Source organism: Mesorhizobium sp. KR2-14 (assembly GCF_040049255.1).
Classification (GTDB): Bacteria; Pseudomonadota; Alphaproteobacteria; order Rhizobiales; family Rhizobiaceae; genus Pseudaminobacter.
Genome location: NZ_JBDZDR010000002.1, coordinates 537531 through 550446 on the forward strand (window position 1 = coordinate 537531; position 12916 = coordinate 550446).

Consider the following 12916-nt stretch of genomic DNA (forward strand, 5'->3'; position numbering starts at 1 on the left):
GTGCAAAATGCTTCCCTACGCTCGCGAAAAGCAAGACAAGGGGGAGAAAATGCATCTGAATCGCAGGAGTGTCTTGAAGGGGGGAATCGGCGCAGGCATCGCGACCCTGGCCGCGCCATTGGTGATGCGCACCGCAGCACTCGGTGCAGATCCCATCAAGGTTGGCGTTCTGCTCGATCTTTCCGGACCTTTCGAGGTGCTGGGAAAGCCGAAGCTGAACTGTCTGCAGCTTGCCGTTGACGATCTCAATGCCGCCGGCGGGTTGCTGGACCGCCAGGTGGAGCCCGTCATCTACGACACCCAGTCCGACAACCGTCTCTATGCTCAATATGCGCAGCAGCTGGCCCTCAAGGACCGCGTCGCCGTGGTGCACGGGGCAATCACCAGCGCCGCGCGCGAGGTGGCCCGCCCCATCCTCGACCGTGCCAAGACGCTCTATTTCTACAACATGATCTACGAAGGCGGCTTGTGCGACCGCAACACCTTCGTGACCGGCCCGACGCCGCAGCAGCTGCTGCGCAACCTCATTCCGCACATGATCAAGACCTATGGCCCGAAGATCTACACGATCGCGGCGGACTACAATTTCGGTCATGATTCCGCGAAGTGGGCCGCCAAGATCGCCAAGGACAATGGCGGCGAGATCGTGGGCGAGGAGTTCTTCCCGCTCGACGCCAACAACTTCTCGGCCACCATCAGCCGCATCCAGCAGGCCGGCGCAAACAGCGTGTTCAACGTCTTCGTCAGCCCGCCGCAGGAAGCCTTCTATGGCCAGTGGGCCGCTGCCGGCCTGAACAAGACCATCGGGATGGCCGGCCACGCGTTCGGGGATTCGGGCGAAACCCTGCGCATGCCGGGCGACGTCATCGAAGGCGTGACGGTGGTGAAGAACTACCTCGACGAGATCGACACGCCTCAGAATGCCGAGTTCCTCGCCAAGTACAAGGCGAAGTTCCCCGGCGAGAAAGTGGTCGGGACGCTCGGACCGAGCGACTATCAGGGCATGATGCTGTGGGCCGAGGCCGTGCGCAAGGCAGACACGCTCGACCGCGACAAGGTCATCGAAGTGCTGGAGAGCGGCATCTCCATCGAGGGGCCGAGCGGCACGGTGACGGTCGATCCGAAGACGCACCATGCGGTCCTGAACATGTATCTCGCAGAAGTGCGGGGCTCCAAGTTCGAGATCAAGGAACGGTGGGAAAACCAGGTTCCGGTAAGCGATGACGCGCGTTGCGACCTGATCGCCAATCCGGACACCAACCAGCAGTTCCCCGTCGAACTCTAAGTCAGCAGTCAATTAGAAAACCGGACAATCGTCATGGAACTGGTCGCCATAACCGGCATCCATATCCTGTACGCTGTCGCCAGCCTGTTCCTGATCGCGGCCGGGCTGGCGATCATCTTCGGCATGATGGGCGTGATCAACTTCGCCCATGGCGAATTCCTCATGATAGGGGGATTCGCCTTCGTGCTGGCGGTGCGCGCAGGCGTGAACTTCTGGATCGCGATGTTCGTGGTCGCACCCCTCGTGGTGATGGCCATCGGCATGGCCGTCGAACGGCTCGTGGTGCGCCACCTCTATGGCCGGACGGTCGAGACGATCCTGGCAACCTGGGGCATCAGCCTGCTGTTCATCGGCATAGCCTCGGTTACGCTGGGCTACCAGCAGCAGGGCGTCAGCGCGCCTTTCGGCAGCGTCGAGATCGGCCAGTATCGCGAAGGCGGCTATACCTTCTTCATCATCGGCCTGGCCGTGGCCGTGCTGGCGGGAATGTATGTCGTGCTGCGCTGGACACCGTTCGGCCTGATCGCGCGCGGCACGATGCAGAACGCCAACATGGCGGCCGCTCTCGGCACCCATGTCGGCAACGTCTATTCTGTGACCTTCGGGCTGGGAGCTGCCATTTCGGGGCTGGCCGGGGCGGCCTTCGCGCCGATCGCGGGCGTCATGCCCATCTCAGGCCTGACCTATATCGGCAAGGCGTTCATCACGGTGATCGTGGGCGGCGCGCTTCCGCTGACCGGCACTGCAACTTCTTCGGGCCTGCTCGGCGGTGTGAACTCGGTAGTGACTATCCTGTCAAACCCGGTTCTGGGCGAGGTTGCGCTTCTGGCAGCGGCTGTCCTGCTGCTGCGGCTTCTTCCCGCCGGCATCACCGGTCGTTTCTTCAAAGGTGGAATGTGATACGGGAAATCGTCAGCCCAGCTTTTCTGGCGGCATCGGCGATCGGGCTGGTCGTCCTGCTCGGCATCCCGCTCCTGTCGGAAGAATACACGTTGTTCAACCTGACGGTCTTCGCCGTCATGGCGCTCATGGCCATGAGCCTGAATCTCGTCTGGGGCATCGGCGGCATATTGAGCCTGGGGCAGGCGGTGTTTTTCGGCCTGGGCGGCTATGCCTATGCCATCACGGCCATGAACCTGGACAGCAGTTCCTGGGGGCTCGTGGCCGCGATTGCCGTGCCGGCCGTTTTTGCGCTGCTTATGGGCTACTTCACCTTCTACGGCAGGATCAGCGACGTCTATTTCGGCGTGGTTTCGCTGACTCTGTCGCTGATCATGTACAACCTGGTGAACAGCACGTCCGGCGACTTCTACCGCATCGGTTCGGTCCAGATCGGCGGCTATAACGGCATTCCCTCGGTGCCGCCGATCAGCTTGCCTGGCGCATCGGAGCCGCTGGACTTCGCCGGCATGTACTATCTCGCCGGCGGTGCCATGCTGCTTGTCTATCTCGGGACAAGGCTGTTCGTGAAAACGCCATTCGGCAGGGTGGTGATCTCCATACGCGAGAACGAACTGAGGGCCGAACTGCTCGGCTATGACGTGCGCCGCCACAAGCTGCTGCTCTTCATCCTCGGCGCCGCTCTTTCCGGCATTGCCGGGGCACTCTTCGCAGCCTGGGGCGCATTCATCGGGCCCGACAATTTCGCTGTAGGCTTCGCTGCCCAGACGATCATCTGGGTGCTGTTCGGCGGGCTCGGCACGCTGATCGGGCCGGTGGTCGGGGCCATGCTCATCACCGGCCTGACCACCTGGCTCGGCTCGGTGCGGATGCTGGAGCCCAATATCGTGCTTGGCCTGGTGTTCGTGATTTCCGTTCTGGTGCTGCCCATGGGCATCGTGCCGGCCGCGCGCAAATATGGCGCGCGCCTCCTCAAGACTGGCAAGGACGCTCGGTCGTGATCGTCGAAGTTCAAAACCTGTGGCGCACTTTCGGCGGCGTGGCCGCCGTGGCGGGCGTCAATTTCTCCCTCCAGCCCGGTGAGTTGCGCTGCCTGATCGGCGCCAACGGGGCGGGCAAGAGCACCTTCTTCAAGCTGCTGTCGGGCCAGTTGAAGCCCAGCGCCGGCACCATCCGGATCATGGGGAAAGACACGTCGCGCTACTCGCCCTTCGAGATCGCGCGGCTGGGTGTCGGTATCAAGACGCAGGTTCCGAACCTGTTCAACGGCTTGTCCGTCCGCGAGAACCTGAGGATCGCGGCGATGCGCCGTCTTGGCAGCCGCGAGGCCGAACGTGCCGCCGAGGCCATGCTTGCCGAAGTTTTGCTCGAAAGCATCGCCGCGGAAGAGGTTGGCCGCCTTTCGCACGGCCAGCGCCAGTGGGTGGAACTGGGCATGGTGCTGGTCTGCGACCCCAAGCTCGTGCTGCTGGACGAGCCCGCCGCCGGTATGACCCGGGGCGAGGTCGAGCACACGATTCAGCTCATCAGCAAGCTGCGCGGCGACCGTGCGCTGGTGATCGTCGAGCACGACATGCATTTCATCCGGGCAATAGCCGAGAAGGTCACAGTGTTTCATCGAGGGCGCATCATCGTGGAGAACACGATGGAGGAAGTGTTGCGCAATGCCGAAGTGCGGGGCGCCTATCTGGGGCAGAAGGCGGGAGGCCTGAATGTCTGAGCCCCGCTTGCTGGAAGTGCGCGATGTTAGCACCGGCTACGGCCGCGTGCCGGTGCTGAACGGCATGTCTTTCGAGGCTCGTGTCGGCGAGATCGTCGGTCTGCTGGGCCACAATGGCATGGGCAAGACGACCTTGATGAAGCTGCTGGCCGGCATTCTGCCGACATGGGGCGGAGAGATCAGCTTCGAGGGCGTGGACGTGACCCGCGAGCCGCCGCACCTGCGGGCGCGGCGCGGGTTCGGCTATGTGCCGCAAGGGCGCGACATCTTCTCCGGCCTGACGGTGCGCGAGAACCTGGCCTTCGGCGCGGCGGCGGCGCGGCTGAAGACCAACGAGGCCATCGACAGGGCGGTCGAGGATTTTCCGGTGCTGGCCCCGTTGCTGAACCGGAAGGGCGGCGCGCTGAGCGGCGGAGAACAGCAGATACTTGCGCTGGCGCGCGCCCTGAGCGGGCAGCCCAAGCTGCTGCTTCTCGATGAACCGACCGAGGGCGTGGCCCCGGCAATCGTGGAGGAGATCGAGGCCCACCTTCTAAAACTGGCCACACAACGTTCCTTGTGCGTGGTGGTGGTGGAGCAGGACCTCGATTTCATCAGCAGCACCGCCGACCGCGTCTTGCTGGTGCAGAAGGGCATGATCATTCGCGAGCTTGAACCGCAGATGCTGCGCGATCCCAAAATCATCGACGAATTCATCGGTCTGGAAGAAAAGGTGTAGAGGCAATCCATGTTCAGGAACCCGAATGTTCGCGACCTGCGCCGCGCCGCTGATGCGCTGGGAATGGAGCCGCACGACAGCTACCTTGCCGCGGTAGAGCGCATCGTGCAGCCGCTGAGCGACGCCTATGCGGAGCTTGACCTCATGAACGACGAGCGCCCGGAAATTTCCTATGCGCGCACGCCGGGGCGCTTTCCCGCACCCGCTGAGAACCCCTTCGGCGCGTGGTACGTCAAGACCGACATCCGCGGCCGGGAGGACGGTCCGCTTGCCGGCGCGCGCGTGGGGCTGAAGGACAATGTGTGTGTTGCCGGCGTGCCGATGATGAACGGCTCGAGCCTGTTCGAAGGCTTCGTGCCGGACATCGACGCCACGATCGTTACCCGCATTCTCGACGCGGGTGGAGAGATCGCCGGAAAGGCGGTTTGCGAGAATTACTGCGTTTCGGGCGGCAGCCACACAAGCTCGTCGGGTCCGGTGCACAATCCGGTGCGGCCGGGCTATTCGGCCGGAGGTTCTTCGTCCGGCAGTGCGGCAGTGGTGGCGGCAGGGGACGTTCCGCTTTCGATCGGAACCGATCAGGCCGGCTCGGTGCGCATTCCATCCAGCTATTGCGGCGTCTATGGTATGAAGCCGACCTATGGCCTCGTGCCTTACACGGGGATCACGCCGCTGGAGCCGTCGATGGATCATGCCGGGCCGATTTCTGCCAATGTGCGCGACAATGCGCGCCTGCTGCAGGCAATCGCCGGTGCCGACGGCATCGACCCGCGCCAGCGCGACGTGCAGGTGAACGACTATGCGGCCGAGCTCGACCGTGGCGTTCAGGGCCTGCGCATCGGTGTGGTGCGGGAAGGGTTCGGGCGCGCGAACTCGGAAGCCGGGGTCGACGCCAAGGTGCGCGAAGCGGCCGCGCGCTTTGCCCGCATGGGCGCGGTGGTGGAGGAGATCAGCATACCCATGCACAGCCTGGGCTTTGCGATCTGGGCCCCGATAGCGCATGACGGCGGGCTCTGGACGATGCTGGAAACCCACGGCCTCGGCATTGGCGGCCTGGGACCGAGCGCAGGCAGCCAGCCATATTTTGGCGCGCGCTGGCGCGAGGCCGGCGACGACATGGCCGACACGATCAAGATCATGGCGCTGTTCGGCCGCTATTCCATCGGCCGCTATCACGGCTCCTACTACGCCAAGGCCCAGCGCATGCGGGCACGCCTGCAGGCCGCCTATGACGAGGCGCTCTCGCGTTTCGACCTGCTCTTGATGCCGACGCTGCCTGTGAAGGCTACCCCGCTGCCGCCGCAGGGAGCAGGCCCGGAGGAGGTGACGGCGCGCTCCTGGGAGATGATCGGCAATACCTGCGCCTTCAACGTGACCGGGCATCCGGCCATGACCCTGCCCTGCGGAATGGAGGACGGCAGGCCGATCGGCGTGATGCTGACCGGCAAGCACTGGAATGAGGCCATGATCTACGGTGCCGCCGCCGCCTTTGAAGCGGATGGCGACTGGCGGACTTTCTAGTCTGCCGGTCGGATGTTCAGGTCGGGGATGGAGGCGACCTTAGCACCCAGTTTCTGCAAACTTGATCACGCCCGGAAACGGTGCGTGGCCGGGCGGCGGGCGGCATGATCTCGAAGCCGCCCGAGCCGCCTATCGTTCGCTTCGGGGAGCAGCATTCCCGGAGTTCGTTCCAGTATTTGCAGGTCGAACGCGTCTCCACGCGCATCCGCAAATACAACTGGGAGCTTTTCCCCCATCGCCACGCCGACCTCCTGCAGATCGCGCTGGTGGAGGCAGGCGAGGGGGAGGTGCAACTCGACCTCGAAAAGCGCGCGTTCGCCGCCCGTTCAGTCGTCGTGGTGCCGCCGCGCATGGTGCACAGCTTCCGCCTGGCGCCGGATGCGCGCGTCTTCATGCTGACAGCGGCCGAAAGCTATCTCGACGAGGCGGTGGCCGGCCACGCCGCACGCGGCCTGTTTGAAATCGTGCGCGGGCCCCACGTTCTCGAACTGGCCGGCGACGCGGAGGCATGGCGCAGCATCCAGTCTTCTTTCCAGAATCTGCGCGCCTACCAGGACCAGAAGAACAGCCGCGCCCGAACCGCGGTGCTGACCGCCAACCTGCTGGCCGTGGTCAGCATTCTGGGCGAGCAGGCGGGCCGGGTGCCGACTACAGTCGCCAACATTCCGCAGCACCGGCTCTACGATCGCTTTCGCGACCTGCTGGAAATCAGCTTTCGCAACGCCAAGTGCGTTGCCGACTATGCGAGCGCGCTGAACGTCACCGAGCGCACGTTGCATCGCGCCTGTACCAGCGTTGCGGGCGAATCGCCGCTGAAGCTGATCCACCAGCGCATTGTCCTCGAAGCACAAAGGCAGCTTCTCTATTCGCACAACACGATTGCCGAGATCGCCTATTCGCTCGGCTTCGAAGAGCCGTCGAATTTCAGCAGGCTCTTTGCCGACAACATGGGCGAGAGCCCCTTGAGCTTCAGGCGCTCTCGCATCGGGTGAGTTGGGCCAGCAGAGCGGAGCGCCGTCACGCTCTTTCGGAGTGCAAGGAACCTGACGCCATTTTGCCTGCGAGGGAGGCTTTCCCTTGGCCCTCGGCGAGGTCTTTCAGCCTGAGCGCAAGTGGCGTCTCGCCGAAGCGCTTGCGAAACGCACGGCTGAGATGCGAGGCATCGCAGAAGCCCGACTCCGCCGCGATTGAGGCAATCGAGCGGTCCGACTGCTGCACAAGGAAGCGGGCGTGCTCCAGCCGGATCATGGTGCAGGCCGCCATCGGCGAGGTCTGCAGTGCGGCCTGGAACCGGCGCTCCAGCTGGCGCTTGTTGATGCCCATGCGCTGGGCGAGTTCCGCGACCGTGTAGGGCGTATCCATGTTCTGCTGCATCAGGAGCAGCGCCTTCTTCACCATCGGGTCGTTGGTGTGGAGGTCGAGCGGAATGCCTGGCTGCGGCGTTTCCGCGATCTCGGCCTCGTCGAACATCATGATGTGCAGGCTCTTGGTCGCCTGCGCCTTGCCGACGTGCCGCTCCACCAGGAAGGCGGCCAGATGCGCCGAACTGGCGCCGCCGGAACAGGTCAGCCGGTCGCGATCGACCACGAAGATCTGGTCCGAGACAGGTTTCAAACCGTCGAACTGCTCGAGGAAGTCGGCATGATGGAACCAGCTGACACAACAGCGGTAGCCGTTCATCAGCCCGGCCTGGTGCAGGATGAAGGCGCCGGTGCACACGCCGACCAGCGGCACATTCGCAGCCGCGGCCTTGCGCAGGAAGCTGTTGTGCTGCGCATTGGCGCTGGGAATCTCGTCCATCAGCCCGCCGACCACGACTATGTAGTCGAACTTCTTCGGGTCGCCGAAGCGCTCCTGCGGTTGCACTGAAACGCCACAGCTCGATTGGACCGGGTGGCCGTCGTCCGACAGCACCGTCCACTTGCACAGGATCGGCCGGCTTCGGTCGCCCTCGTCGGCGGCGAGCCGCAGCACGTCGACGAAGTTGGCGAAGGCGCACAGCGTGAAGCGGCGCGCCAGGATGAACCCCACCGACAGCCGCGCCTTCGGCTCCTTCGCGTCCGGTGATTTCTGCAACCTGTCGACCATTCTTTCCCGCCTTGAAGGGCTGTCGCAAATCTCTCTTTCAATTGACGCATACATCCTGTGCAAGATCAACGGTCGCGTCGATACTTGGAGCACTTTCCATCGGGAGGAGGTTCCTGTGACCCAGTTTTCCTGGGCGTCGCTTTTGCGTAACGCCTTGACCGGCAACAAGAATTGGCAGCCGCAATGGCCGAATGCCGAGCCCAAGCCGGAGTATGACGTCATCATCGTCGGCGCCGGCGGTCATGGCCTCGGCGCGGCCTACTATCTGGCCAAAGAGCATGGCATCACCAATGTCGCGGTGATCGAAAAAGGCTGGCTCGGCGGCGGCAACACCGGCCGCAACACTACCATCATCCGCTCGAACTACCTCTATGACGAAAGCGCCATGCTCTACGAGCATGCGATGAAGCTGTGGGAAGGGCTGAGCCAGGAACTGAACTACAACGTCATGTTCTCGCAGCGCGGCGTGATGATGCTGGCGCACAACGTGCACGACATCCAGAGTTTCAAGCGCCACATCCATTCCAACCGGCTGAACGGCATCGACAATGAGTGGCTGACGCCGGAGCAGGCGAAGGAATATTGCCCGCCGCTCAACCTCTCTCCCAATGCGCGCTACCCCGTCATGGGCGCTGCACTGCAGCGGCGCGGCGGCGTGGCCCGCCATGACGCGGTCGCCTGGGGCTATGCCCGCGGCGCGGCGGCGCGCGGCGTCGACATCATCCAGAACTGCCCGGTGACCGCGATCCGCCGCGATGCCTCGGGCAAGGTCACCGGCGTCGAGACCGCAAAGGGCTTCATCCGCGCTAAGAAGGTGGCCGTGTCGGCCGCCGGCAGCACCTCGGTGGTGATGGATACGGCAGGCGTCCGGCTGCCGCTGGAGAGTTTTCCGCTGCAGGCGCTGGTCTCGGAGCCGGTCAAGCCGGTATTCCCTTGCGTGGTCATGTCCAACACGGTGCACGCCTATATCAGCCAGTCGGACAAGGGCGAGCTGGTGATCGGCTCGGGCACCGACCAGTATGTGTCCTACAGCCAGCGTGGCGGCCTGCCGCTGATCGAGCACACGGTTTCGGCAATCTGCGAGGTGTTCCCGATCTTCACCCGCATGCGCATGCTGCGCAAATGGGGCGGCATCGTCGACGTCACGCCCGACCGCTCGCCGATCCTCGGCAAGACGCCGGTGCCGGGCCTGTACGTCAATTGCGGCTGGGGAACCGGCGGCTTCAAGGCTACGCCGGGCTCGGCCCACGTGTTCGCCCACACCATCGCGCGCGACGAGCCGCACTGGATCAATGCGCCGTTCACGCTCGAGCGCTTCACGACCGGTCGGCTGATCGACGAGGCCGCGGCTGCGGCCGTGGCGCACTGAGGGAGGTTCCGCAATGCTTCTGATCCGTTGCCCCTACTGCGAGGCCGAGCGGCCCGAGGTCGAGTTCGCCTATGGCGGCGAGGCCCATATCGCGAGGCCCGCCGACCCGTCCACGCTGACCGATGAGCAGTGGAAGGACCATCTGTTCATCCGTACCAATCCGCGCGGCACGCATTTCGAGCGCTGGCGCCATGTGCACGGTTGCGGCCGGTTCTTCAACGCCGTCCGCGACACCGTGAGCGACAAGTTCGTGACCACATACAAGGCGGGCCTGCCGCGCCCGACCGAAGCCGAGCTCGAGGGAATGCGCAAATGACCGCCTATCGCATCAAGGGGAAGGGCAGGGTCGACCAGCGCAAGCCCGTGCGCTTCAGCTTCAACGGCGCGACCTATACCGGCTACGAGGGCGACACGCTCGCCTCCGCGCTGCTGGCCAACGGCGTCCACCTGGTGGGGCGCTCGTTCAAATACCACCGCCCGCGCGGCATCCTCTCGGCCGGGTCCGAGGAGCCGAACGCGCTCGTCGGCACCGACCGCGGCAACGGCCGCTTCGAGCCGAACACGCGCGCCACGGTGTTGGAGGTCTTCGAGGGGCTCAACACCACCAGCCAGAACCACTGGCCTTCGCTGAAGCGCGACGTGGGCGCGATCAACGACGCCATGTACATGCTGTTCTCGGCCGGCTTCTACTACAAGACATTCATGTGGCCGAAGTCCTTCTGGAACAAGGTCTACGAGCCCTTTATCCGCGGCGCGGCCGGTCTCGGCAAGTCGCCATCGGTGCCCGATCCGGACACCTACGCCAGCCGCCACGCCCATTGCGACGTGCTGGTGGTTGGCTCCGGCCCCGCCGGCCTTGCGGCTGCGCTGGAAGCCGGCAGGAGCGGCGCCAAGGTCATCCTCGCCGACGAGCAGGCGGAACTTGGCGGCTCGCTGCTTTCGGAAGGCGAGGCCACCATCGACGGCCTCTGCGCCTCCGACTGGGTGGCTCGCACGCGGGCCGAACTGGGAGGAATGGCCAACGTCACGCTGCTGCCGCGCACGACGGCCATCGGCTACTACCACCAGAACTTCCTCGGCCTGTGCCAGCGCCTTACCGACCATCTGGCCAATCCGCCGGCGAACGCGCCGCGCGAGCGCATGTGGCGGCTGCGCGCCAAGCAGGTCGTGCTTGCGCAGGGCTCCATCGAAAAGCCGCTCGTCTTTGACGGCAACGACCGGCCGGGCGTGATGCTGGCAGGCGCTGCCCGGACCTATCTCAACCGCTATGGCGTGAAGGTCGGGAACAGCGCGGTTGTCGTCACCTCGCACGACTCCGCCTGGCTTGCCGCATTCGACCTGGCCCAGGCGGGCGTTCGCGTGCCTGCCATCGTGGACATTCGCCATACGGTGTCCGACGAGCTCGTCAGGCGTGCCCGCTCCCTCAACATCGAGGTGCTTGCCGGCTGGACCGTTTCGGGCACTGCTGGGCGCCATCGTGTGTCCTCCGTGCGCGTCAATCCGGTCAGCCGAGGCGGCCAGGTTGGCCCGGCCCGCACCATCAACTGCGAGGCGGTGCTGATGAGCGGCGGCTGGACGCCCACTGTCCACCTCTTCTCGCACACCAAGGGCAAGCTCGACTGGAATGAGGAACAGCAGATGTTCCTGCCCGGCGAGCGGACCGAGGAAAGCCGCTGCGCGGGCGCAGGCAACGGCCGCTTCGGACTCGCCGAGGCTCTGAGGGAAGGAGCGGGAGCAGGCGCCGCCGCGGCGCGCGATGCGGGCTTTGCCGCACGTGAGTCCAGCTATACGGTCGACGGCGACTTCCCCTGCACGGGTGTCAGCAATCGCGAGCTGCCCAGCGACCGCGATGCCGGCCGCGCAAAGGCCTTCGTCGACTTCCAGAACGACGTGACCGCCAAGGACATCCGCCTTGCCGTTCGCGAAGGCTTCCTGTCGATCGAGCACATCAAGCGCTACACCACCAACGGCATGGCGACTGACCAGGGCAAGACGTCCAACATGAACGGCCTGGCTATCGCCTCCAATGCCGTGGGCAAGGCGCCGCCTTCGGTGGGCCTCACCACCTTCCGGCCGCCCTACACGCCGACCACCTTCGGCGCGTTTGCCGGCTACAATCGCGGCGAGCTGTTCGAGGTCACGCGCAAGACGCCGATCGACAGCTGGGCCGAGGCCAACGGCGCCGTGTTCGAGCCGGTGTCGCTGTGGCGGCGCGCCTGGTACTTCCCGCGGGCCGGCGAGAGCATGCACCAGGCAGTGGCGCGTGAATGCAGGGCCGTGCGCCAGTCGCTCGGCATGTTCGACGCTTCCACACTGGGGAAGATCGAGATCGTCGGGCCGGATGCGGCGGAGTTCATGAACCGCATGTATACCAACGCCTGGACCAAGCTTGCGCCCGGCCGCTGCCGCTACGGCCTGCTGCTGGGCGAGGACGGCTTCATCCGCGACGACGGCGTGATCGGCCGGCTGACCACGGACCGCTTCCACGTCACCACCACCACCGGCGGCGCGGCGCGTGTTCTCAACATGATGGAGGACTATCTCCAGACCGAGTGGCCGGAACTCAAGGTGTGGCTCACCTCCACCACCGAGCAGTGGGCGGTCATCGCGCTCAACGGGCCCAACGCCCGCAAGCTGATCGAGCCGCTGGTCGAGGGCATCGACCTGTCGGACGAAGCCTTCCCGCACATGTCGGTGGCCGAAGGCAAGATCTGCGGCGTGCCCACGCGGCTGTTCCGGGTCAGCTTCACCGGCGAGCTCGGCTATGAGGTCAACGTGCCCGCCCGCCACGGTCTTGCGGTCTGGAAGGCGCTCTACGAGGCCGGCCAGAAGTATGACATCACGCCTTACGGTACCGAGACGATGCACGTGCTTCGCGCCGAGAAGGGCTACATCATTGTCGGCCAGGACACCGACGGCACGGTCACGCCGGAGGACGCCGGCATCGGCTGGGCCATCGGTAAGGCCAAGCCCGACTTCGTCGGCAAGCGTTCGCTGTCGCGCTCGGACATGCTGAAGGCCGACCGCAAGCAACTCGTGGGGCTGCTGACCAGTGACCCCAAGGTCGTGCTGGAGGAGGGGGCGCAGATCGTCGACGATCCGAACCAGCCCTTGCCGATGAAGATGATCGGTCACGTCACCTCGTCTTACTGGAGCGAGGCCCTCGGCCGTTCCGTGGCGCTCGCGCTCGTCGAGGGCGGCCGCGCCAGGACCGGCAAGGTCATCCATGTGCCGATGCCGGGCACCACGCACACCGCCGAGGTCGTGGGCACGGTCTTCTTCGACCCCGAAGGCAAGCGCCTCAACGCATAGGAT

Annotated in this window: 11 protein-coding genes; 10 read left to right on the forward strand and 1 reads right to left on the reverse strand. The window is 64.9% G+C overall.

Translation table 11 applies throughout. The annotated features are described in order from the left end of the window. Positions 1 to 73: 73 nt before the first annotated feature. The 7 genes from ABLE86_RS07100 (at position 74) to ABLE86_RS07130 (ending at position 7136) form a co-directional block, all read left to right on the forward strand. Complete coding sequence (locus tag ABLE86_RS07100; RefSeq protein WP_348778224.1) at positions 74 to 1285, forward strand: ABC transporter substrate-binding protein; 1212 nt, start codon at positions 74 to 76, stop codon at positions 1283 to 1285. A 33-nt stretch (positions 1286 to 1318) separates the two neighbouring features. Further along, positions 1319 to 2185: a branched-chain amino acid ABC transporter permease gene (locus tag ABLE86_RS07105; RefSeq protein WP_348778225.1), complete on the forward strand. Its 867-nt coding sequence runs from the start codon at positions 1319 to 1321 to the stop codon at positions 2183 to 2185. After that, positions 2182 to 3186 (forward strand): branched-chain amino acid ABC transporter permease, encoded by a 1005-nt coding sequence (locus tag ABLE86_RS07110; RefSeq protein ID WP_348778226.1) that lies wholly within the window; start codon positions 2182 to 2184, stop codon positions 3184 to 3186. Before ABLE86_RS07105 ends, ABLE86_RS07110 begins: the two co-directional genes overlap by 4 nt. Continuing rightward, a complete protein-coding gene (locus ABLE86_RS07115) occupies positions 3183 to 3905 on the forward strand; it encodes an ABC transporter ATP-binding protein (RefSeq protein WP_348778227.1) in 723 nt (240 codons plus the stop codon). The genes ABLE86_RS07110 and ABLE86_RS07115 overlap by 4 nt, the downstream gene beginning before the upstream one ends. Next, positions 3898 to 4623 carry an ABC transporter ATP-binding protein gene (locus ABLE86_RS07120; RefSeq protein WP_348778228.1) on the forward strand — a complete coding sequence of 242 codons (726 nt, stop codon included), beginning with the start codon at positions 3898 to 3900 and terminating at the stop codon, positions 4621 to 4623. Before ABLE86_RS07115 ends, ABLE86_RS07120 begins: the two co-directional genes overlap by 8 nt. A 9-nt stretch (positions 4624 to 4632) precedes the next feature. Continuing rightward, positions 4633 to 6144, forward strand: a complete 1512-nt coding sequence (locus ABLE86_RS07125; protein WP_348778229.1) for an amidase — start codon at positions 4633 to 4635, stop codon at positions 6142 to 6144. Positions 6145 to 6248: 104 nt separating this feature from the next. Next, positions 6249 to 7136: a helix-turn-helix transcriptional regulator gene (locus ABLE86_RS07130; RefSeq protein WP_348778230.1), complete on the forward strand. Its 888-nt coding sequence runs from the start codon at positions 6249 to 6251 to the stop codon at positions 7134 to 7136. A gap of 25 nt (positions 7137 to 7161) precedes the next feature. Here ABLE86_RS07130 and ABLE86_RS07135 read toward each other — a convergent pair whose 3' ends face one another. Continuing rightward, positions 7162 to 8232 (reverse strand): GlxA family transcriptional regulator, encoded by a 1071-nt coding sequence (locus tag ABLE86_RS07135; protein ID WP_348778231.1) that lies wholly within the window; start codon positions 8230 to 8232, stop codon positions 7162 to 7164. A 115-nt stretch (positions 8233 to 8347) separates the two neighbouring features. On the opposite strand from ABLE86_RS07135, the gene ABLE86_RS07140 reads away from it, so the two are divergent. From ABLE86_RS07140 to ABLE86_RS07150, 3 genes are read left to right on the forward strand one after another with little or no spacing between them, the layout of a single operon-like run. After that, positions 8348 to 9601: a sarcosine oxidase subunit beta family protein gene (locus tag ABLE86_RS07140; RefSeq protein WP_348778232.1), complete on the forward strand. Its 1254-nt coding sequence runs from the start codon at positions 8348 to 8350 to the stop codon at positions 9599 to 9601. 13 nt (positions 9602 to 9614) lie between these two features. Beyond that, positions 9615 to 9917, forward strand: a complete 303-nt coding sequence (locus tag ABLE86_RS07145; protein WP_348778233.1) for a sarcosine oxidase subunit delta — start codon at positions 9615 to 9617, stop codon at positions 9915 to 9917. Next, positions 9914 to 12913: a sarcosine oxidase subunit alpha gene (locus ABLE86_RS07150; RefSeq protein ID WP_348778234.1), complete on the forward strand. Its 3000-nt coding sequence runs from the start codon at positions 9914 to 9916 to the stop codon at positions 12911 to 12913. The genes ABLE86_RS07145 and ABLE86_RS07150 overlap by 4 nt, the downstream gene beginning before the upstream one ends. The last annotated feature ends 3 nt before the right edge of the window (positions 12914 to 12916 follow it).